We start from the raw sequence: 20,360 nt of genomic DNA, 5'->3' as shown, positions 1-20,360 counted from the left end.
TCCAAAATGACACAACGCTGGAAGAACCGGCCCGACGGGTCGAACTGGGGCGAGTTCGGCGCCGATGACCGTATCGGCCGCGTCAACTGGATCACCGCCGAAAAAGTGAAGCAGGGCATCGCCGAGGTGCGGGAGGGCAAGACCTTCTGCCTGTCGCTGCCGCTGGAATATCCGGGCGGCAACCTGCTCAATCCGCGCCGTTTCCCGCCGCAGCTGTTTGCCGTCAACCGCGAGGGCCGGGCCAACATGGCGCTGCCGCTGTCGCTGTTCGATCCGAAGCTGACCGACGTTTCCAGCGACGATGCGGCGCTGTTGTACCTGCAGTATTCCACGCAATGGGACAGCTTTGCCCATATCGGATCGATGTTCGATGCCGATGGCGACGGCACGCCCGAACGCGTGTTCTACAACGGCTGGCGCGGCGGCAGCGATGTGCCCGATGTGGAAGATCGCAATGTGGGCGAGCCGCGGCTGGAACGCTTCCCCTCCAAGGGCACCGAGCCACTCGGTATCCACAATTTCGCCAAGCATGGCATGCAGGGCCGCGGCGTTCTGGTCAACCTGCATGACGAATGCGGCGATGCGCGCACCTGGGTCGGCTACGACCTGCTGATGAAAGCGATGGAGAAGCAGAAGGTGAGCGTGGAGCAGGGCGACATGCTGTGCTTCTACACCGGCTTCGGCGACGTGCTGCTGTCGATGGGCCGCAAGCCCGACCATCACCGGCTGGAGAATTCCTGCGCCGTGATCGATGGCCGCGACGCCAAGCTGCGCAACTGGATCACCGACTCCAAGGTCAGCTGCCTGATCGCCGACAATTATGCGGTGGAAGGCCTGCCGGCGAAAGCCGTGGAAGGCAGCCATGCCATGCTGCCGCTGCATGAACACTGCCTGTTCAAGCTGGGCGTGCCGCTGGGCGAGCTGTGGTATCTCTCCGAACTTGCCGCGTATCTGAAGGCCAGCAACCGCAGCCGCTTCCTGCTGACCGCACCGCCGCTGCGCCTCACCGGTGCGGTCGGTTCGCCATCCTCGCCCATCGCCACCGTCTGAGCCTTTATTCCAGGAGTCCGCCATGAATGGCGCCGAAAGCCTCGTCCGCACCCTTGTCGCGTCCGGCGTCGATACCTGTTTCGCCAATCCCGGTACTTCCGAGATGCATTTCGTCGCGGCGCTGGATCGCGTGCCCGGCGTGCGCTGCGTGCTGGGCCTGTTCGAAGGTGTGGTGACCGGCGCGGCCGATGGCTACTGGCGCCTGTCGAGCCGCCCGTCGGCAACGCTGCTGCATCTGGGGCCCGGCCTCGCCAACGGCGTGGCCAACCTGCATAACGCACGCAAGGCCAGTTCCGGCATTGTCAACGTGATCGGCGAACATGCGACGCATCATCTGCAGTATGACGCACCGCTGAAGGCCGATATCGAAGGCATCGCGCGGCCGGTATCGCATTGGATCGGGCGCGGCCATACGGCGGGTGACGTCGCCGGACTGGGCGCGGAAGCGGTGGCGGCGGCGAAAAGCCGCAACGGCCAGATCGCCAGCCTGATCCTGCCGGCCGACACCGCCTGGAACGACGCGCCGCAGGGCGAGGCCAAGCCCGTTGCCGTGCCGGCACGGGTGAAGGCCGATGACGCGCAGATCAAAGCTGCCGCGGCCGCGCTCAAAAAGGCCGGGCCGAACGGCATGCTGATCCTGGGCGGCATCGCGCTGCAGCGGCAGGGCCTGCTGCTGGCCGCACGCATTGCCGCCGCCACCGGCTGCCGGCTGTCGAATAACGGCTTCAGCGCCCGCATCGAGCGCGGTGGCGGACTGCCCAGCGTGGGACGCATTCCCTTTGTGGTCGACCTGGCGTTGAAGTATCTCGCCGATGTGCGCGAGGCCGTGCTGGTCGGCACCAAGCAGCCGATTGCCTTTTTCGCCTATCCGGGCAAGCCCAGTGTGCTGACGCCCGATAGCTGCACCATCACGGCGGTGGCCGAGGTGGAAGACGACCTGATCGATGCGCTGGAGCGCCTGGCCGATGCCGTCGGCGCGCCGAAAACAGTCGAGGCCCAGCGCCAGCCGGAGAAACCCGGCCTGCCCGAGGGCGCGCCAAGTCTGGAGAAGATCGCCGCCGCCATTGCCGCGCTGCTGCCCGACAACGCCGTGGTGGTGGATGAGTCCGTCACCTCGGGCCGCGGCATCTTCGCCGCCGCCGAAGCCTCCGGCCCGCATGACTGGCTGAACAACATGGGCGGTTCGATCGGCTACAGTCTTCCTGTTGCCATAGGCGCTGCATTGGCATGCCCCGACCGCAAGATCGTCACGCTGACCGGCGATGGCAGCGCCTTCTATACGTTGCAGGCGCTGTGGACGATGGCGCGCGAGCAGCTCAACGTCACCATGGTGATCTTCGCCAACCGCTCCTACGCCATCCTGCGCAACGAGCTGGCCAATGTCGGCGCCGCCAATCCGGGACCGCGGGCCATCGACATGCTGACGCTGGACCGTCCCGATCCGGACTGGGTGGCGCTGGCCAAGGGCCATGGCGTGCCGGCCGTGCGGGTGGAGGAAATGCATGCCTTCAGCCGGGCTTTCGCCGCCGCACTGGAGCATCACGGGCCACAACTCATAGAGCTGGTGCTGTAAGCGACCTACCACTCATTGTTGGCCCCGCCGGCGCGGCAGACCTAATTTCTTAGTCACCTGAACGGGTTAAGCGGCGAATTCCTTTGCAGGAAACCGCGAAGTTTGCCAATTTACGCCGCGTGGATGCCCTGAAGCTGCGCCCCGTGTCAGGTTCGCTGCCGGATGGATAACGAAGGGTATCTGCAGTCCCCCACCGGGCCTGCGCCGTCCTTGATACCGGGGCGGCGTCATGGCCGGCACAATGACCGAGTTCAGCGACCGTAGAAGTTCAGCCACAGCAGAAAGTGTGAGCGCCATGTCCACGCCCGCGACCGTTTCGACTTCCTCCGTTCCTGCCACTGCCGATGCCGCCAAGGGTGGCGCGCTGCAGGCCATGGAGCTGCGCGGCAGCCAGGAAGTGCTCACCTTCACCATCGGCGACCAGAATTACGGCCTCGATCTGCTCAGCGTGCGCGAAATCCGCGCCTGGACCGATGTGACGCCGCTGCCCAACACGCCGCCCTTCGTGCGCGGCGTCATCAACCTGCGCGGCGCCGTGGTGCCGATCTTCGACCTGCGCGTCCGCCTCGGCGGCGGCACCACCACGCCGACCAGCGCCAATGTCGTGATCGTTGTCGAAGTCGGCAGCGAGTCCGTCGGCCTGCTGGTCGATACGGTATCGGATATTCTGGCCCTCGACTCTTCCGCGCTGCAGCCGGTGCCGGCCACCGCCGCCGATGTCGAGCAGACCTTCCTCAGCGCGCTGGCCACCCATGAAGACCGCATGGTGGCCCTGATCGATGTGAACCGCCTGTTCAACCGCGGTGTGCCGCAGGTTGACGCCGCCGCGGCCTGAAGGCCGCCGCGCCCAACCGTTTTCGCAAATCCAACAGCGGCCTGCCTAAAATCTGGGCAGGCCGTTTGTTTGCGCGAGTCTGGCACGGAAACCCCATGACAAAGGGAAACAGACCTTTTAGATAAACTTTAGGGTGGTACCTACAGGGGGGCTTGTTCTGGCATCCATTCGGATGACAGACCGCCAAGTTTATTGAGCAGCAATCCGTCCATCCTGCGCATGCAGGCCTCCACCGTTCAATGGAATGCCAATCCGCGCGTCCTGACCGCGCAGTTCGCATTGCTCGCCGTCATCTGCGCCCTCGCGATCGGCGTCATCGCCTATCTCTACAACCGCGAACGCGCCACTCTGGTCCATGACGGCCTGCTGAACGCACGGCAGCAGGCCACCCAGCTCAATCAGCAGATGGTGCGGCATTTCGAGCCGCTACTGCTGGCCGGCACCATGCTGCGCGACATCGTGCGGCAGATTCATGGCCGGGACGATCCGGTGTCCCTGTTCATTCCGATTGCCGGCGCGCTGCTGGAGCGCACGCCGATGCTCAGCCGGATCTACATCGGCTTTCCCAATGGCGCTTTTTACGCCGTGGAAAAAGTGCCCGCCCCGAATGCCGAAGGCGGCGCCGCGCCGACCATCCGGATTATCGATCGCGGTCCGGCCGGGCATATCGTGGACGCGCCTGCCGACGATCCGCGCCGGCAGCACTGGTTCCAGCGTGCCATGGAGCGCAACCAGCCGGTCTGGCTGCCGCCGCATCTGGGCGATGCGCAGGCTGACCCCCGTATCACCTATGCGGTGCCGCTGCATGACTATCTCGGCTGGATCGATGCCGTCGTCGGCTTCGATATTCCCTTTAGCACCGTAAGCGGCCTGATCCAGGTCGAGGCGGATCGCCTGCGCGGCAAGATCTTCATCGCCAACCGCGAGGGCGAGGTGCTGTGGCATCCGGCCCTGGTGGCGCGGGCGCGATCGGGCGCGGCCACGGGTACCCCGGATTACATCAGGGTCGCCGACCTGAATGACGGCGACGCGGCGGCCATGTATGGCGTGCTCACCGACAGCGCGCCGTCAGGCCGGGTCGAGCGCCAGCGCGGCGGCCCGCTGATCGCGGCGATGAGTCCGATCGCCGGGCAGAGCTGGCCGTTCAATACCTATGTCGGCCTGCCCGAGGCCATAGTGCTGGCGCCGGCCAATGAACAGCTGCAGCGCAATCTCGGCATCGCCTTCATGGTCACCCTCGCGCTGATCGTCGGCGTGATCTATACGGCGCGGCTGCGCAGCGAAGTGGCGGCCCGGCGCGAGACCGAGGTGGAACTGCGTGTCGCCCGCGACCAGGCGGAGGCCGCCACCGAGGCCAAATCGACCTTCCTCGCCACCATGAGCCACGAGATCCGCACGCCGATGAACGGCGTGATGTCGATGGCCGAGATGCTGGAACTCACGCCGCTGGATGCCGACCAGCACCGCATGGCGAAGGTGATCCGCGATTCCACCGAATCGCTCCTGACCGTCATCAACGACATTCTCGATTTCTCCAAGATCGAGGCCGGGAAACTCGATATCGAACGCATTCCGTTCGGCCTGACGGATCTGATCGGCGGGGTCGGCGAGTTGCTGGCGCCCAAGGCCGACAATGGCGGCCTGGAATTCGTGCTCGACATCGATCCCTCGATCCCCGACCAGCGCATCGGCGATCCGACCCGCATCCGGCAGGTACTGCTGAACCTCGGTTCGAATGCCGTCAAGTTCACCGAAGTCGGCCAGGTCACCATTCGCCTGCGCATGGGCGATGGGGGCAGGGATGCCCTGCGGTTCGAGATCGAGGATACCGGCATCGGCCTGACTCAGGCGCAGGTGGACAAGCTGTTCCAGCCCTTCGTCCAGGCGGATTCCTCCACGGCCCGCAAGTTCGGCGGCACCGGTCTTGGCCTGTCGATCTGCCACCGGCTCTGCGAGATCATGGAAGGGCGCATCGGCGCCTCCAGCACGCCCGGCAAGGGCACCGTCTTCTGGTTCGAGTTGCCGCTGCCGCCGGCCGAGACCGTGCCCGTCCGGCCGCAGCCGCAGGAACCCATTGCGCGAACGCGCGTGCTGCTGCTCGGCCTGCCGCCGGTGCAGGCCACGGTCGCGCGCCGTTACCTTGAGGCCGGCGACATCACCGACATTGCCATTGCCGAAAGCTACCAGGACGCCGCCGGGCTGGGCCGCAAGGATTTCGACCTGGTTCTGGTCGATCCGCGCTGCGCCGACCTGCCCAGCCTGCGGCTGGCGAACCAGTTCGGCCAGACGGCCTGCTATGCGGTGATCGCGCCGCGCAACCTGATCTCGACGCTGGATGCCGCGCAGCGCACGCATTTCCGCATCGCGCTGACCTATCCGATCCTGGGTCCGATCCTGTGGCGCGCCGCTGCCGTTGCGCTCGGCCTGGTACCGGCCACGCAGTTCCAGATTCAGAATATCGAACGGGACGATATGGCCTTCGCGCCGCCGCCGCTGGAAGAAGCCCGCGAGGCCGGCGCGCTCATCCTCGTTGCGGAGGACAACAAGACCAACCAGACCGTGATTGCCCAGATGCTCAGCCGCCTGGGGCTGGCCTGCGAGATCGCGGAGAACGGCACGGCGGCGCTGGAGCTTTACAAAAACTCGCCCTACGGCCTGCTGCTGACCGATTTCCACATGCCGGAAATGGACGGGTTCGAGCTGACCCATCATGTGCGTCAGATGGAGGCGTCGACGGGCGCCAAGCGCATCCCGATCGTCGCGCTGACCGCCGATGCGCTGCCCGGCATCCGCCAGCGCTGTATCGACGCCGGCATGGACGAGTATCTGACCAAGCCGATCAATTCCCGTCACCTGGGAGAGACCCTGGCACGTTTCCTGCCCGAGGCGCTGCCGCTGCGCCGGCCGGCGGCCGGGGCGCGCCATGCAGCGCAGGCGGCCGCGCAGCCCGCCATCGGCTGGGATGTCGATATTTTCGATCCGCAGACCCTGCGCAGCAGCTTTGGCAGCTTCGATGCCAAGGTGAAGGATCTGCTGCAGGAGTTTGTCGCCGAAACGGCGGACAAGATCACGGCTATCGACCAGGCGGCGGCGACGGGGGATTATGCCGATATCCGCCGTGTCGCCCATGCCCTGAAGGGCGCGGCCTATTCCGTCGGCGCGCAGCGCCTGGGCCAGGTCGCGGCTGACCTGCAGGATGCCTGCGATGCCCAGGATGTGGCGATGGCGAAGGTTATGGCGCGGTTGCTGGCGCCGAGTTACGAAGAGCTGCACGGCTTGATGCCGGAAATTCTAGCATTATAGGGAATAGAATGCAGGGCGCGGTGGACAAGAAAACGGTTTATGCCAAGTCGCGGATTCTGGTCGTCGAGGACGAGAAGCATACGCGGCTGACCATCTGCGGCATGCTGCGCCAGCTCGGCTTCGACCGTGTCGACGAAGCGGAGAATGGCGAGGACGGTTTCAACGAGGTCCTGCGCACGCGCCCCACCGTCGTGGTGTGCGACATCCATATGGAGCCGATGGGTGGGCTCGATTTCCTGGCCAAGCTGCGCGCGCTGGCCAACCCGTCGCTCTCGCAGACGCCGGTGATTTTCCTGACCGCCGACATCCAGCAGGAAACCGTGCTGGCGGCCAAGAAGACCGGTGCAGACGGTTATCTGGCCAAACCGGTTTCGCCCGTCCTGCTTCAGCAGCGCGTGGACAGTGTTCTGAAAAAAATCGGCGCGCTGTAGCGCGGGCTGGCTGACGCCGGCTGCGCGGCGGAGAGCCTGTTCGGCTGGTCCCGGGCAGGGGCGATTTAAACTTATGCGAGCATATACCGGTTGTACAAAGTGGTATGTATAATGAATATCGCAGGCGTGAGCCTGGGTGTGTGAAAATTAACCCCGCCAGATCAAAACCTTGTGGTACGCCAGAGCGTCGCACAATCGGAATATTCGGTGGGGAAACTGCCATGTCGCTCGCATCCAATCTCAAAATCGGCCCGCGTGTACTCGCTGTCGTTGCGCTGCTGGCCATCGCAGCCGCAGCCGTGGGGACTATGGGGGTGGTTTCGCTCGATCGGTTCGAGCAGCAGACCAATGTGATGGAGAACATCGCCAAGCAGACCCAGTATGGCGAGCGGCTCAATGCGCTGGTCTATGCCGTGGTGATGGACTCGCGCGGCGTCTACATGTCGGATGCGGCGGCGGCGCGGCCCTATTCCGCCGGCATCGTGAAATTCACTGGCGAGATCGAGGCCCTGGTCAAGGACTGGACCGCGCTGATCGGCCCGCAGGCCGCCAGCAGCGACGAAGCCAAGCAGTTCCTGGCCGTGGTCGGCCAGTTCGTGCAGTTCCGCCGCGAGCTGGCGCGGCTCGGCATCGAAGGCGCCCCGGGCCAGGCACGCGAATTCGGCGACAACGATGCCAACCGTGCCAACCGCCAGGCGCTCAACCGTGCCGTCGAGGCGATCACCCAGCGCAATGCCCAGCGCGTGATCGAGGTCAACAACAACCTGACGCAATTCTACAACACGCAGCGGCCGCTGCTGATTACCATCACGGTCGCCGCCATTGCCGTCTCTGTTCTGCTGGCGCTGTATATCGTCATCGCCACGCTGACCCGGCCGATCAGCCGCATCACCGGCGTGATGAACACCCTGGCCGAGGGCAACACCGGCGTCGCCGTCACCGGCAGCGAACGCAAGGACGAGATCGGCGAAATGGCCAAGGCCGTGCAGGTGTTCAAGGACAACATGATCGCCCGCGAACAGGCCGAGGCCGATATCGCCGAGCAGCGCCGCATCGCCGAGGAGCAGCGCAGCCAGCGCGAAGCCCGCGAAAAGGCCGCCGGCGAGGAAATCGCCATCCTGGTGAACAAGGTGGCGGAAGGCGATCTGGACGGCCGCATCAGCGAAGCCGGCAAGGAGGGCTTCTTCCTTTCCACCAGCCAGGAACTGAATCGCCTGGCCGCGACCCTGCAGACCATGGCCGGCGAGATGGCCGATGTGATGGGCGCCATGTCCGGCGGCGATCTGACCAAATCGGTGAAGGGCGAATATCGCGGCGTTTTCGGCCAGTTGAAGGAAAGCGCCAATACCATGGCGTCGCGCCTGCGCGAGTTCGCCATGAATCTGAGCAAGACGGCGCAGTCGGTGAAGGGCGCCGCCAACGAGATTTCCACCGGCAGCCAGGATCTGGCCAGCCGTACGGAAAGCCAGGCGGCCAGCATCGAAGAGACCGCCGCGTCGATGCATGAGATCACCACCACCGTGCGGCAGAATGCCGATAACGCCCAGGCCGCCAACCAGCTTGGTACCGCGGCGCGCGACACGGCAGAGCGTGGCGGCACCGTGGTGTCGAATGCGGTGACTGCGGTGACGCAGATCGAGGCGAGTGCACAGAAGATCAGCGACATCATCGGCCTGATCGACGAGATCGCCTTCCAGACCAACCTGCTGGCGCTCAATGCCTCGGTCGAAGCCGCGCGTGCCGGCGAGGCCGGCAAGGGTTTTGCCGTGGTGGCGCAGGAGGTGCGGGCGCTCGCGCAACGCTCGGCCAATGCGTCCAAGGACATCAAGGGCCTGATCTCTGAATCGAACGCGCAGGTGAAGACCGGCGCCACTCTGGTGAACCAGACCGGCGGTTCGCTGACCGAGATCGTCGGCGCCATCAAGAAGGTGTCGGATATCGTCGCCGAGATTGCCGCCGCCAGCCGCGAGCAGGCCACCGGCCTCGACCAGATCAACACCGCCGTGGGCCAGATGGACGAGATCACCCAGCGCAACGCCGCCCTGGTGGAAGAGACCACCGCGGCGGCCCAGGCGCTCAACAACCTGGCGCATCAGCTGGCCGAACTGGTCAGCTTCTTCAAGACCGGCAGCGAGGCCCCGATCGTGGCCAGCCGGCCGGTGGTGGTGGCATCGGCCCCCGCCACGAAGCCGGCGGCAAAGCCTGTATCCAAGCCCGTGGCGAGTCCGGCCAGGCCGGTGCCGCAGGTCGTGGCCGCAGCGCCGGCGGCCAAGGCCGCCGCGGACGAGGACTGGCAGGAATTCTAAGGGGTTAAAGGCCGGATTTTCCGGCGGGGTTTCCGGTTGACAGGTGGGGGACCCCCCGGTATGGTCCGGCCCACTTTTCCGCCGGGCGGGCAAAGCGCTGCGCCTGGTTTTTTGTTGGTTTTGAGGGTGTCATGAAAGTCGTCAATTCGCTCAAGTCGGCCAAGACTCGCCATCGCGATTGCCGCGTCATCCGCCGCAAGGGCCGGGTCTATGTGATCAACAAGACCAACCCGCGGTTCAAGGCGCGCCAGGGCTAAGCCCCTCGCATTGCTGATGTTTTAAAAGGCCCGGCTGGAAACAGCCGGGCCTTTTGCTTTGCGCCTGCCCCGTTCTTTGGGCTTGACGGGGACGGCGGTTCTGACAAGTTGTCAGCTTGTCAGACAAATTTGCGCCCCCGAGTCCCCATGGCCTTTTCCAGCGATCCCGCCGTCTCCGACCTGCCCCGCAGCACCGGCCTCAGTGCCATGCTGGCCGGACGGCTGTCTGAGTCGATCCGTGCGGGGGATTTCCGGCCCGGCGACCGCCTGCCGACCGAAAAACAACTGGTCGAGCGCTTTGCCGTCAGCCGCGCCGTGGTGCGCGAAGCGATCGCCCGGCTGAAGACGGATGGCTTTGTCGAGACGCGTCAGGGCGCCGGCGCTTTTGTCGCTCTCAATCCAGGGCTGGCCAATTTTCGCATTGCGCCACCGGGCCTGCTGACGGCGCAGGATCTGCTGCATGTCTTCGAGCTGCGCAGCGTGATCGAGGCCGGCATGGCGGAATTTGCCGCCAGCCGCCGCAGCAGCCAGGACATCGCCGCCCTGCGCGCCGCCTATGCCGGCATGGAAGCGGCGCTGCAGGCCAACGACGAGTCCGGCGCCGCCAGCGATGACAGCTTCCATGCCGCTGTGGCGGCGGCGGCGCATAATCCCTATCTGGCGCAGTTCGCCACCTTCCTGGCCCAGCATTTCTCGGCCACCCGCGCACTCACCTGGCGGCCGGCGGCCCGCACGGCTGGTGCGGCAGCGGCATCCCAGGCCGAACATCGCCGGCTGCTGGATGCCATCGTCGCTGGCGATGCGACGGCGGCGGGCGATGCCGCCCGCAGTCATATCGCCGCCGCGGCTGCGCGCTATGCGGCCGCCCGACCGACATCCTGACCGGAGACGCCCCATGCTGATGCCGACACCGGAAACCGATATTCTCGCCCAGCGCCTGGCGCTGATCGCCGATCTGCGCCGCATCGTGCCGGGCGAGGGCGTGATCGTGGATGAAACATCGCTCCGCGCCTTCGAATGCGATGGCCTCACCGCCTATCGCCAGTTGCCGATGGTGGCCGTGTTGCCCGGCAACACGCAGCAGGTGGCCGAGGTTCTGAAGGTGTGCAATGCGCGCAATGTGAAGGTGGTGCCGCGCGGTGCCGGCACGTCGCTGTCGGGCGGTGCGCTGCCGTTGGCTGATGGGGTGCTGCTCGGCCTGGGCAAGTTCAACAAGGTGCTCGATATCGACTGGGACAACCGCTGTGCAACCGTGCAGCCCGGCGTCACCAATCTGGGGATTACCCGCGCGGTCGAGCATCGCGGTTTCTATTATGCGCCGGATCCCAGCAGCCAGATCGCCTGCACCATCGGCGGCAATGTGGCCGAGAATTCCGGCGGCGTGCATTGCCTGAAATATGGCCTGACCACCAACAACATCCTCGGCCTCGAGATGGTGCTGATGAACGGCGATATCATTCGCCTGGGCGGCAAGCATCTCGATTCCGAAGGCTATGACCTGATGGGCATCATCTGCGGTTCGGAAGGGCTGCTCGGCGTCATCACCGAAGTCACCGTGCGCATTCTCCCCAAGCCGACCACCCAGCGCGCCGTGCTGGCCGGTTTCCCGACGTCTGAGTCCGCCGGCGACTGCGTGGCGAAGATCATCGCCAACGGCATCATCCCCGGCGGCATGGAAATGATGGACCGTCCGGCGATCCATGCGGCCGAGGATTTCGTGCATGCGGGCTATCCCCGCGACGTCGAGGCCCTGCTGATCATCGAGCTGGATGGTCCGCCCGCCGAGGTGGACGATCTTCTGGCCCGCGTGCGCGCGATTGCCGAAGCCTGCGGCTCGGTGAGCTGCCGCGTCTCGCAGAGCGAAGACGAGCGTGTCGCCTTCTGGGCCGGGCGCAAGGCGGCATTTCCTGCCGTCGGCCGCATCTCGCCGGATTACCTCTGCATGGACGGCACCATCCCGCGCAAGAAGCTGCCCGAGGTGCTGACCCGCATGGGCCTGTTGTCGGAGAAATATGGCCTGCGGGTGGCCAATGTGTTTCATGCCGGGGATGGCAACCTGCATCCGCTGATCCTCTACGATGCCAACAATCCCGGCGAGCTGCAGCGCGCCGAGGATTTCGGCGCCGATATCCTGCGGCTCTGCGTCGAGGTCGGCGGCGTGCTGACCGGCGAGCATGGCGTGGGTGTGGAAAAGCGCGACCTGATGCCGGCGATGTTCACCGAGGACGACCTGGCGCAGCAGATGCGGGTCAAATGCGCCTTCGATCCCAATCACCGCCTCAATCCGGGCAAGGTCTTCCCCGTGCTGCACCGCTGCGCCGAGCTCGGCCGCATGCATGTGCATAAGGGCCAGCTTGCTTTCCCCGATCTGCCGAGATTCTAAGCCGATGCCTGAGACCTTCATTCCTGCCGGCACCACCGATGTGGTGGATGTGATCCGCTGGGCCGTTGCCGAGAGCAAGCCGCTGGAGCTGCAGGGCCATCGCAGCAAGCACGGCCTCGGTCGTCCGGCGCAGAACGCCTATGCGCTCGACTTGAGCCGCCTGAGCGGCATCCTGGATTACGAACCGGCGGAACTGGTGCTGACGCTCCGGCCCGGCACGCTGGTCAGCGATGTGGAAAAGCTGCTCGGCGCCCGCAACCAGATGCTCGCCTTCGAGCCGCCGGATTTCGGCCCGCTCTGGGGCGGCCCGGCCGGACGCGGCACCATCGGCGGCATGATCGGCTGCAACCTTGCCGGTCCGCGGCGCTTCAAGGCCGGTGCGGTGCGCGACCATCTGCTCGGTTTCGCGGCCGTTTCCGGTCGCGGCGAAATCTTCAAGGCCGGCGCCAAAGTGGTGAAGAACGTCACCGGCTACGACCTGCCGAAACTGGTCTGCGGCGCCTATGGCACCCTGGCGGCGCTGACCGAAGTGACCCTGAAGGTGCTGCCGGCGCCGGAAAAGACCCGCACCGTGCTGGTGCTGGGTTTGGATGACGCCAAAGCAGCCCAGGTGATGGCGACGGCGGCGGCTTCACCCCATGAAGTCTCCGGTCTGGCCCATCTGCCGGCTGGCATCGCCGCACGCTCGGGCGTGGGCTATCTGGCGCAGGCCGGCCGGAGCGTGACGGCGATCCGCGTCGAAGGCACGGATATTTCGGTGACGGCGCGCTGCGCCGCCCTGCGCGAGCTGCTGCAGCCCTTCGGCGGCCTGGAGGAACTGCATTCGATGAACTCTGCCTGGCTGTGGCGCGAACTCCGCGATGTCGCCTGCTTCGTGCTGCCGCAGGAACGCGTGCTGTGGCGACTGTCGGTGGCGCCGCTGGACGGTGCGACGGTAACAGCCGAGATCGCGGCGGCCGAACCGGCGGCGCAGTTCTTCTTCGACTGGGCCGGCGGCCTGGTCTGGCTCACCCTGCCGCCGGCAACGGACGCCCATGCGGCGCTGGTGCGCCGGATCGTCGCCCAGCATGGCGGCCATGCCACGCTGATCCGCGCCGAAGCCGGCGTGCGGGCGGCGCAGGACGTGTTCCAACCGCAAGCCGAAGCGCTGGCCGCGCTCAATCGCCGGGTGAAGGACAGCTTCGACCCGAAAAACATTCTCAATCCCGGCCGCATGGTCGCGGGGGCCTGACGATGCAAACCTCCTTCTCCATCGCCCAGCTTGCCGATCCGGGCATTGCCGCGTCCAACGACATCCTGCGCAAATGCGTGCATTGCGGCTTCTGCACCGCCACCTGCCCCACCTATGTGCTGCTCGGCGACGAACGCGACAGCCCGCGCGGCCGCATCTATCTGATCAAACAAATGTTAGAGGGCGGGCAGGCGGCCACGGAAGAGACCGTGCGTCATGTCGACCGGTGCTTGAGCTGTCTGTCCTGCATGACCACCTGCCCGAGCAGCGTGCATTACATGCATCTGGTCGATCATGCCCGCGCCCATATCGAGCAGACCTACAAGCGGCCGTTCGTGGACCGGGTCCTGCGCGGCGTGCTGGCGCGCGTGCTGCCCAATCCGACCCTGTTCCGCCTGTCGCTGCGTCTGGCGCAGGTCGGCAAACTGTTCCGCTTCCTGCTGCCGGCGCGGCTGAAGGCGATGGTGGCGCTGGCGCCGAAGACGCTGCCGGTGCCGTCGGAACGCGACAAGCCGCAGGTGTTCCAGGCCGAAGGCGAGCGCCGCATGCGGGTGGCGCTGCTGACCGGCTGTGCCCAGCGCGTGCTCGATCCCGCGATCAACGACGCCACCATCCGCCTCCTGACGCGGCATGGCTGCGAGGTGGTGGTTGCGGCCGGCGCTGGCTGCTGCGGCTCGCTGCCGCATCACATGGGCCGGGAGCATGATGCCCATGCGATGGCCAAGGCGAATATTGCCGCCTGGCACGACGAGGCCGAGGCGAATGGCCTGGATGCCATCGTGATCAACGCCTCAGGCTGCGGCACGACGATCAAGGATTACGGCTTCATGCTGCGCAGCGATGCGGTCTGGGTGGAGAAGGCTGCTAAGGTTGCGGCGCTGGCCCAGGATGTGACCGAGGTGCTGACCACCCTGGGTATCAAGCCTGACGGCAGCGCGACGGCCCTGACCATCGCCTATCACAGCGCCTGTTCGCTGCAGCACGGGCAGAAGATCACCGGCCTGCCGAAACAGCTGCTGAGCCAGGCCGGTTTCACCGTGCGCGATGTGCCGGAAGCGCATCTGTGCTGCGGCTCGGCCGGCACCTACAACCTGCTGCAGCCCGAGATTGCGGGGCAGCTGCGGGATCGCAAGGTGAAGAATATCCGCAGCGTGTCGCCCGATGCGGTGGCGGCGGGGAATATCGGCTGTCTGGTACAGATATCGAGCGGCATCGATGTGCCGGTGCTGCACACGGTGCAACTGCTCGACTGGGCCACGGGCGGGCCCAGACCGGACGCCATAAAAGGCTGAGGTTTACTTCCGGGGCTGCGCCGCTTCGGCGCGGGCGCGGCACTGTTCCTCGGCGACCATGCGCTGCTGGTCGGTCAGTTTCTGACCGGCCTTGAGGCTGGCGCGAAGCTCGCGCATGCAGGCCTCCTGCGCCACGGCGACGGGATTGCTCTGTGCGAACACCGGAAGAACCGGCGTGGCGGCAAGCAGAAGAGCAAGACTCAAGACAACACGCATGGCGGCATTCCCTGGTATTCGATTGTAACGCCGGAGATATAAGGCAAAAGCCTGCAACTGAGAATGTTACTTTTCGATCATCAGCTTGCGGTGTTTCTTCCGGTATCGATCCGGGTGCGGATTTCCGCCAGTAACGCCGTGGTGACCGCCTCGCACATGCGCCACACCGTCTCGAAACCGTCGGGGCCGCCGTAATAGGGATCGGGCACGATGCGACCGAATTGCGGCGCATAGGAGAGGTAGAGTTTCACCTTGTCCCTGTATGGCGGCGGGCAGAGCCGGTGCAACTGGCTGTGGTGACCTTCATCCATAGCCAGGATCAGATCGAAGCCGGCGAAGTCATCGGCCGTCACCTGGCGGGCGCGCAGCAGGCTCAGGTCGACGCCATAGCCGCGCGCCGTGGCGGTGCTGCGCGGATCGGGCGGGTCGCCGATGTGGTAGTCATGGGTGCCGGCGCTGTCGACCAGCACGCGGTCGCCCAGGCCGGCATCGCGCAGCCGGTGGCGCAGCAGGCCGTCGGCGGTGGGCGAGCGGCAGATGTTGCCGGTACAGACCATCAGGATGGAAAAATCATGCGCCATGGCGGTTCCGGTTCGGGTGTTTCTGGGTGACGTCGGCGGGCAGGGAAGCATTCGGCAAGCCGGGCGGCAAGATACTGGCCGCAAGGGACACTACCGTCCGGGGGCGGCTCATTCTAAACTGGGTGGCAATGAGCAAGCCGCCCGATGACGAAACCGCGCTGCTGGAGGCCAATGCCGCCTTCTACCGCGCCTTTGCCAACCGCGACAACGACGCCATGGCCGGCCTGTGGGCCAAGGCGGCGCCGATCTGCTGCATCCATCCGGGCTGGCCGCCGCTGACCGGCCGCGACGCCGTGCTGGAAGGCTGGCGCCGCATCCTGGCCAATCCGTCGCAGCCGGCGCTGCAGATGATGGCGCCGCGTGTCACGCTGTGGGGCGATGTGGCGTTGGTGCTGTGCTTCGAGCGGGTGGAGGACCAGTATCTGATCGCCTCCAACATCTTCGTGCGCGAGGGCAAGGGCTGGAAGCTGAGCCATCACCAGGCCGGGCCGGTGGCGACGCCGCCGCCGGGTGGCGCCAGCAACGACGACCCCGATCCCGACGACGATATCGGCGACGAGGATGACGATCTGGACGAGGATGATGAGGACGACGACGATGATGATCCGTCGTCGGGGACCATCCACTAGTCCAGGGACTGCTAGTCGCCCTTCACCAGCGTCTGGATGCGGGCACCGCCGCCGGTTTCGCGGATCAGGCGGCTTTTCAGGAAATCCAGCATCGGCTGCAGGGTCTGCGCCAGTTGCCATGGCGGATTGACGATGATGAGGCCGCTGCCGCTCATCTGGGCGGCGTCCTTGGCCGGGCGCACGGTCAGTTCGACGCAGACGGTTTCGCTCTTCAGCTCTTTGGCCAGGTCGGTCTTCCAGCGCTCGATGCTGCGCTGGTCCTTGATCGGATACCAGACGGCAAGCTGACCGGTGGTCCAGCGCTGATGCGTGTTCAGCACGGCCTTGGTCAGGATCTCGAATTCGTCCTTGCCCTCGAAGGCCGGATCGATCAGCGCCAGACCGCGGCGCGGCGTCGGCGGGGTCAGCGCCTTCAGCCCGGCGAAGCCGTCGCGATGCTGGATCTGGATGCGGCGGTCATGACCGAATTCATCGGCTATGGCGGCCTTCAGGATTTCGGCATCCTGCGGATGCAGTTCGCACAGCGTCAGCCGGTCGTCGTCGCGCAGGCTCTGCGCCAGCAGCCAGGGCGAACCGGGATAGATCCGCAGGCCGCTGCCGCCCGACTGCAGCTCGGGATTGAGGCGCTTCAGCGCGGCGCTGTAGCGCGGCAGCAGCTTGCCGGCGGCGGGATCGGACAGCACGGCGCCAATGCCGAAGCGATATTCGCCGCTGCGCTGGGCTTCCGAGGCGGCGAGGTCGTACAGGCCGATGCCGGCATGGCTGTCGAGTAGATGCACCGGGCTGGCCTTGCGGTGGAAGGCATCGAGCAGTTCCAGCAGCACGACATGCTTGAGCACGTCCCCGAAATTGCCGGCATGAAAGGCGTGGCGGTAGTTCATGGCGGCAGCTTTACGGCATATCTGCCGGTAAAAGAACCGTCAGACTTTCGCTTTCTGCAGGGCCGCTTCAATGGCCTTGGTCACCTTGGGGTCGGTCGGCTTGACCGGGGTGGGGAAGACCTCGGCCAGGCTGCCATCGGCGGCGATCAGGTATTTGTGGAAATTCCATTTCGGCAGGGCACCTTCGCCCAGTTCCTTGCCGATCCACTGATACAGCGGATGCGCGCCGGGGCCGATCACCGCCTGCTTGTCGGTCATCGGGAAATCGATGTCGAAATTCACCTCGCAGAAATCCTTGATCTGCGCCGCCGTGCCGGGCTCCTGGCCGCCGAAATCGTTCGACGGCACCCCCAGCACCACCAGGCCCCTGTCACGATAGGTTTTGTACAGCGTTTCGAGTTCGGCATATTGCGGGGTGAAGCCGCATTGCGAGGCGGTGTTGACCAGCAGCACCACCTTGCCCTTGAACTGCGTCATCGGCAGCGGCTTGCCGTCGATGCCGGTGAAAGTGAAATCATAGGCGCTCATGCCGGTGCTCCCTCGGGTTTTGCTTTGCGCCAGGACGCCGGGATCGGGCCACAGCAGGGTCAGGCCGGCGGCGATCCAGGGCAGCGACAGCAGGCCGCTGATCAGGCGGCGGCGCAGGGGCAGGCGGGCCGCCTGTCGTGCGGCAAGACCTTGATTCCCTTCGTCCCGGTCGGGGGCAGCCATGGATTCATCCTCCATTAACGCAACTCAGGCCTAACTATAGCGTTGATATATCGGCGGGCCAGAGCCAATTCGGCCCGTTCCGCTTTGCCCTCCGAGGCCCGAAGACATGTCGCTGACCGGACTGCTCACCTTCGCCGCGCTGTCGCTGACCGCCCTGGTTGGCGGCGTGTCGCTGACGCGTCTGGTGCCCGGCCTGAGCGGCGAGCATCCGGCCCTGGTGGCGCTGACGCTGCTGATGGGTTTCTGGGCGCTGCGCGAGATGTGGATGCGCCGCCGTATTCAGCAGCGCCTGATTGCCGAGATCGATGCCCTGTCGGAAGAGGTTGTGCGTCTGACCGATGCCGGCCTGCATCCGGCGGAAGCCATGCCGGCCGTTTCTCCCTCCCTCTCGGCTGCGCCGCCTGCCACGCCGATCAGTGTCGTTGTGCCGGCGGCGCCGGTGCTGCGGCCTGTCGCCAATGAAGGCGGCCGCGCCGAGCCGCGACTGACGATTGCGCCGCTGAGTATCCCCGAGCCGGCCGATGACGGCACGCTGCTGGATGCGGTGCGCGATGCGCTGAACAACAACCGCGTCGAACTGCATGTGCAGCCGATCGTCAGCCTGCCGCAGCGACGCATCCGCTTCTTCGAACTGCTGGCGCGCCCGCGCGATGCCGACGGCAAGGCCTATCAGGCCGCCGATTGCATTCCGGCGCTGGAAGCCGCCGGCCTGCGCGCCGAATTCGATGCCCTGATGCTGCTGCGCGGCGTGCAGATGGTGCGCAAGCTGGAACAGCGCGCCAAGGATGTCGGCTTTTTCCTCAACCTGTCGCCGGCGATGCTGGCGCAGATCGAGACCTTCAATCCGCTGTTCGAATTCCTGCAGCGCGAACGCGAACACGCCGCCAATATCGTGCTGGAATTCGCCTATGAGGGCGTCCGGGCGCTGGATCGCACCGGGCTTTACCGGCTGGGCCAGATTGCCGGGCTGGGCTTTGCGCTGTCGGTCGACGGCATCGACCGCTTCGACGTCGATTTCGCCCAGCTGGCGCGCCATGGCGTGCGCTTTCTGAAGTTCAATGCCGCCGTGTTCAGCGATATCGGCGCGATCTCGAAGTCGCCAGTCGATCTCGCCGACCTGCGCGAAATCTGCGAGCGCAGCAATATGCTGCCGGTGCTGTCGAAGGTGGAATCGGAAGCCGATCTGCTGAAGCTCAGCGACCTGGAATTCCCGCTCGGTCAGGGCCTGCTGTTCGGCGCGCCGAAACTGGCCAAGGCCGCCTAGGCGCCTTTCGCCGCGATCAGGGCATCGGCCAGTTCGACAAAGCCGCTGCCGCCTTCACCATTCGTGACGAAGGCCGGCTTCGCCGCAATCCGGTCCAGAAACGGCCGCACATTGGCCACGCCGACGCTGTAGGGAAAATAGCCGAACATCGGCGCATCGTTCGGGCTGTCGCCGGCGAACACGATCTGGTCACGCACGGCGTCGAGCTGCAGGCCATAAGCTTCTTCGAACAGCACGCGCGTCATGGTGAGCTTGTCCCAATGACCGAACCAGCCGTTGACATGAATCGAACTGACCTTCGCGGTGGCGCCGGCCGCCTCGAACAGCGCAACGATACGGTCGACCTCGGCCATCGGCAGCGGGGCCACGTCCTCGCAGAAATCGATGGCGAGGTCGCATTCGCGATACTGCTGGTCGGAGGCCAGCGCCGTGCCCGGCACCTCGCGCAGAATCGTTTCGGCCAGCGCATCCAGCTTCAGCCGTGCCGCCCGGCGTTCGGTATCGGTCTGGAAGAAGCGGCGGTGCATCAGCTTCTTCGTCCGGTCGTAGCGCATGGTCAGCGCGCCGTTTTCGCCGACGATGGCATCCACCGGCCAGAAACGCGCGATCAGGTCGCACCAGCCGGCCGGCCGGCCGGTGATCGGAATAACCAGAAAGCCCGCCTCGCTCAGCCGCTCCAGCGCCGTATACGCCGCCGCCGTCAGCCGGCCATGGCTGGTCAGGGTGTCGTCGATATCGGTCAGCACATATTTGATGCCGCTGCGTTGGGCTGCGGAAAACGTGGTCAGCGGGCGGATATCTACCATTGGTCTGATATACAAATGTCTATGCTGCAGGTGCGAACGGGCGGGTTGCCCGGCCTGCGAAGGGGCGGTTATAGTCGCCGCCATAAAAAAGTCCGTCAACCGCCCGCTCACGCGCCGATATTGGCGCCCATAAAGGACCAGCCATGACCTATCAGGCCTTGCACGGCTATTACCTGGAAGACCTGCAGGTCGGCATGACGGCAGAATTCACCAAGACGGTGAGCGAGGCCGATATCGTCGCCTTCGCCGATGTCTCGGGCGACACCAACCCGGTGCATATGGATGAGGTCTTCGCCGCTGCCACGCCGTTCAAGGGGCGGATTGCCCATGGCATGCTGGGCGCCAGCCTGATCAGCACGGTGCTGGGCACCAAGCTGCCGGGTCCGGGTTGCATCTATGTTTCGCAGGATCTGCGCTTCAAGGCGCCGGTGCGCATCGACGACACCGTGGTGGCCCGGGTGACGGTCAGCGAAATCATTCCCGAGAAGCGCCGTGTGACCTTTGCCTGCGAATGCCGGGTAGGCGATACTGTGGTGATCGACGGCGCCGCCACCATGATGGTCTCCCGCAAGGCCAGGTAACGGCGCCGGGACTTTCCCCGGGATTCACGG

19 protein-coding genes are annotated in these 20,360 nt (G+C 65.6%); 14 read left to right on the top strand and 5 right to left on the bottom strand.

Features of this window, described 5'->3' with window-relative positions:
- The first annotated feature begins 6 nt into the window (after positions 1-6).
- The 11 genes from AC1ROT_RS03840 to glcF all read left to right on the top strand — a co-directional run bounded on the left by AC1ROT_RS03840 (position 7) and on the right by glcF (position 14,661).
- The gene (locus tag AC1ROT_RS03840) at positions 7-1,050 is read left to right on the top strand and encodes a cyclase family protein (protein WP_492997279.1); all 1,044 of its coding nucleotides are present in this window, start codon (positions 7-9) and stop codon (positions 1,048-1,050) included.
- A gap of 22 nt (positions 1,051-1,072) precedes the next feature.
- Positions 1,073-2,623, top strand: coding sequence for an acetolactate synthase large subunit (locus AC1ROT_RS03835; RefSeq protein ID WP_492997278.1), 1,551 nt, complete (start codon positions 1,073-1,075; stop codon positions 2,621-2,623).
- Positions 2,624-2,918: 295 nt separating this feature from the next.
- Positions 2,919-3,458, top strand: coding sequence for a chemotaxis protein CheW (locus AC1ROT_RS03830; protein ID WP_492997277.1), 540 nt, complete (start codon positions 2,919-2,921; stop codon positions 3,456-3,458).
- A gap of 192 nt (positions 3,459-3,650) precedes the next feature.
- Positions 3,651-6,761, top strand: coding sequence for a hybrid sensor histidine kinase/response regulator (locus tag AC1ROT_RS03825; protein ID WP_492997276.1), 3,111 nt, complete (start codon positions 3,651-3,653; stop codon positions 6,759-6,761).
- Positions 6,762-6,769: 8 nt separating this feature from the next.
- Positions 6,770-7,192 carry a response regulator gene (locus tag AC1ROT_RS03820; RefSeq protein WP_492997275.1) on the top strand — a complete coding sequence of 141 codons (423 nt, stop codon included), beginning with the start codon at positions 6,770-6,772 and terminating at the stop codon, positions 7,190-7,192.
- A 221-nt stretch (positions 7,193-7,413) separates the two neighbouring features.
- A complete protein-coding gene (locus tag AC1ROT_RS03815) occupies positions 7,414-9,498 on the top strand; it encodes a methyl-accepting chemotaxis protein (RefSeq protein ID WP_492997274.1) in 2,085 nt (694 codons plus the stop codon).
- A 131-nt stretch (positions 9,499-9,629) separates the two neighbouring features.
- Positions 9,630-9,755: a type B 50S ribosomal protein L36 gene (gene ykgO / locus AC1ROT_RS03810; RefSeq protein WP_324220155.1), complete on the top strand. Its 126-nt coding sequence runs from the start codon at positions 9,630-9,632 to the stop codon at positions 9,753-9,755.
- Between the two features lie 147 nt (positions 9,756-9,902).
- Positions 9,903-10,637, top strand: a complete 735-nt coding sequence (locus tag AC1ROT_RS03805; RefSeq protein WP_492997273.1) for a FadR/GntR family transcriptional regulator — start codon at positions 9,903-9,905, stop codon at positions 10,635-10,637.
- Positions 10,638-10,650: 13 nt separating this feature from the next.
- Complete coding sequence (locus AC1ROT_RS03800) at positions 10,651-12,138, top strand: FAD-linked oxidase C-terminal domain-containing protein (RefSeq protein WP_492997272.1); 1,488 nt, start codon at positions 10,651-10,653, stop codon at positions 12,136-12,138.
- Between the two features lie 4 nt (positions 12,139-12,142).
- Positions 12,143-13,369 (top strand): glycolate oxidase subunit GlcE, encoded by a 1,227-nt coding sequence (gene glcE / locus AC1ROT_RS03795; RefSeq protein ID WP_492997271.1) that lies wholly within the window; start codon positions 12,143-12,145, stop codon positions 13,367-13,369.
- A gap of 2 nt (positions 13,370-13,371) precedes the next feature.
- Positions 13,372-14,661: a glycolate oxidase subunit GlcF gene (gene glcF / locus AC1ROT_RS03790; RefSeq protein WP_492997270.1), complete on the top strand. Its 1,290-nt coding sequence runs from the start codon at positions 13,372-13,374 to the stop codon at positions 14,659-14,661.
- A 3-nt stretch (positions 14,662-14,664) separates the two neighbouring features.
- On the opposite strand, the gene AC1ROT_RS03785 is transcribed toward glcF, so the two are convergent.
- Together AC1ROT_RS03785 and AC1ROT_RS03780 are read right to left on the bottom strand one after the other, a co-directional pair.
- Complete coding sequence (locus AC1ROT_RS03785) at positions 14,665-14,877, bottom strand: hypothetical protein (RefSeq protein ID WP_492970052.1); 213 nt, start codon at positions 14,875-14,877, stop codon at positions 14,665-14,667.
- An 80-nt stretch (positions 14,878-14,957) separates the two neighbouring features.
- On the bottom strand, positions 14,958-15,458 hold the full coding sequence (locus AC1ROT_RS03780) for a low molecular weight protein-tyrosine-phosphatase (RefSeq protein ID WP_492997269.1): 501 nt from the start codon (positions 15,456-15,458) through the stop codon (positions 14,958-14,960).
- 128 nt (positions 15,459-15,586) lie between these two features.
- Between AC1ROT_RS03780 and AC1ROT_RS03775 the strand changes: the two genes are divergently transcribed.
- Positions 15,587-16,087 carry a nuclear transport factor 2 family protein gene (locus tag AC1ROT_RS03775; protein ID WP_492970054.1) on the top strand — a complete coding sequence of 167 codons (501 nt, stop codon included), beginning with the start codon at positions 15,587-15,589 and terminating at the stop codon, positions 16,085-16,087.
- An 11-nt stretch (positions 16,088-16,098) separates the two neighbouring features.
- Here AC1ROT_RS03775 and AC1ROT_RS03770 read toward each other — a convergent pair whose 3' ends face one another.
- Both AC1ROT_RS03770 and AC1ROT_RS03765 read right to left on the bottom strand, forming a co-directional pair.
- Positions 16,099-16,968: a 23S rRNA (adenine(2030)-N(6))-methyltransferase RlmJ gene (locus AC1ROT_RS03770; RefSeq protein WP_492997268.1), complete on the bottom strand. Its 870-nt coding sequence runs from the start codon at positions 16,966-16,968 to the stop codon at positions 16,099-16,101.
- Positions 16,969-17,007: 39 nt separating this feature from the next.
- Positions 17,008-17,679: a glutathione peroxidase gene (locus AC1ROT_RS03765; RefSeq protein WP_492997267.1), complete on the bottom strand. Its 672-nt coding sequence runs from the start codon at positions 17,677-17,679 to the stop codon at positions 17,008-17,010.
- A 106-nt stretch (positions 17,680-17,785) separates the two neighbouring features.
- Here AC1ROT_RS03765 and AC1ROT_RS03760 point away from each other — a divergent pair, with 106 nt between their 5' ends.
- Positions 17,786-18,943: an EAL domain-containing protein gene (locus tag AC1ROT_RS03760; protein ID WP_492970057.1), complete on the top strand. Its 1,158-nt coding sequence runs from the start codon at positions 17,786-17,788 to the stop codon at positions 18,941-18,943.
- On the opposite strand, the gene AC1ROT_RS03755 is transcribed toward AC1ROT_RS03760, so the two are convergent.
- A complete protein-coding gene (locus AC1ROT_RS03755; RefSeq protein WP_492997266.1) occupies positions 18,940-19,749 on the bottom strand; it encodes an HAD-IIB family hydrolase in 810 nt (269 codons plus the stop codon). The two genes, AC1ROT_RS03760 and AC1ROT_RS03755, sit on opposite strands and share 4 nt — an antisense overlap.
- Positions 19,750-19,892: 143 nt before the next feature.
- Here AC1ROT_RS03755 and AC1ROT_RS03750 point away from each other — a divergent pair, with 143 nt between their 5' ends.
- Entirely contained in the window at positions 19,893-20,330 is a 438-nt protein-coding gene (locus AC1ROT_RS03750) for a MaoC family dehydratase (protein WP_492970059.1), read from the top strand.
- Positions 20,331-20,360 lie beyond the last annotated feature (30 nt).

Source organism: Ferrovibrio sp. GW821-FHT12E11 (assembly GCF_058806975.1).
The sequence above is the reverse complement of the archived record's forward strand: the minus strand, read 5'-3'. Positions and strand labels throughout refer to the sequence as shown.

What these genes read in the sequence shown, in the direction of transcription:
- AC1ROT_RS03840 (WP_492997279.1), top strand. Translation starts at nt 7, where the DNA reads ATGACACAACGCTGGAAGAACCGGCCCGACGGGTCGAACTGGGGCGAG.
- AC1ROT_RS03835 (WP_492997278.1), top strand. Translation starts at nt 1,073, where the DNA reads ATGAATGGCGCCGAAAGCCTCGTCCGCACCCTTGTCGCGTCCGGCGTC.
- AC1ROT_RS03830 (WP_492997277.1), top strand. Translation starts at nt 2,919, where the DNA reads ATGTCCACGCCCGCGACCGTTTCGACTTCCTCCGTTCCTGCCACTGCC.
- AC1ROT_RS03820 (WP_492997275.1), top strand. Translation starts at nt 6,770, where the DNA reads ATGCAGGGCGCGGTGGACAAGAAAACGGTTTATGCCAAGTCGCGGATT.
- AC1ROT_RS03815 (WP_492997274.1), top strand. Translation starts at nt 7,414, where the DNA reads ATGTCGCTCGCATCCAATCTCAAAATCGGCCCGCGTGTACTCGCTGTC.
- ykgO (WP_324220155.1), top strand. Translation starts at nt 9,630, where the DNA reads ATGAAAGTCGTCAATTCGCTCAAGTCGGCCAAGACTCGCCATCGCGAT.
- AC1ROT_RS03805 (WP_492997273.1), top strand. Translation starts at nt 9,903, where the DNA reads ATGGCCTTTTCCAGCGATCCCGCCGTCTCCGACCTGCCCCGCAGCACC.
- AC1ROT_RS03800 (WP_492997272.1), top strand. Translation starts at nt 10,651, where the DNA reads ATGCTGATGCCGACACCGGAAACCGATATTCTCGCCCAGCGCCTGGCG.
- glcE (WP_492997271.1), top strand. Translation starts at nt 12,143, where the DNA reads ATGCCTGAGACCTTCATTCCTGCCGGCACCACCGATGTGGTGGATGTG.
- glcF (WP_492997270.1), top strand. Translation starts at nt 13,372, where the DNA reads ATGCAAACCTCCTTCTCCATCGCCCAGCTTGCCGATCCGGGCATTGCC.
- AC1ROT_RS03785 (WP_492970052.1), bottom strand. Translation starts at nt 14,877, where the DNA reads ATGCGTGTTGTCTTGAGTCTTGCTCTTCTGCTTGCCGCCACGCCGGTT.
- AC1ROT_RS03780 (WP_492997269.1), bottom strand. Translation starts at nt 15,458, where the DNA reads ATGGCGCATGATTTTTCCATCCTGATGGTCTGTACCGGCAACATCTGC.
- AC1ROT_RS03775 (WP_492970054.1), top strand. Translation starts at nt 15,587, where the DNA reads ATGAGCAAGCCGCCCGATGACGAAACCGCGCTGCTGGAGGCCAATGCC.
- AC1ROT_RS03770 (WP_492997268.1), bottom strand. Translation starts at nt 16,968, where the DNA reads ATGAACTACCGCCACGCCTTTCATGCCGGCAATTTCGGGGACGTGCTC.
- AC1ROT_RS03765 (WP_492997267.1), bottom strand. Translation starts at nt 17,679, where the DNA reads ATGGCTGCCCCCGACCGGGACGAAGGGAATCAAGGTCTTGCCGCACGA.
- AC1ROT_RS03760 (WP_492970057.1), top strand. Translation starts at nt 17,786, where the DNA reads ATGTCGCTGACCGGACTGCTCACCTTCGCCGCGCTGTCGCTGACCGCC.
- AC1ROT_RS03755 (WP_492997266.1), bottom strand. Translation starts at nt 19,749, where the DNA reads ATGGTAGATATCCGCCCGCTGACCACGTTTTCCGCAGCCCAACGCAGC.
- AC1ROT_RS03750 (WP_492970059.1), top strand. Translation starts at nt 19,893, where the DNA reads ATGACCTATCAGGCCTTGCACGGCTATTACCTGGAAGACCTGCAGGTC.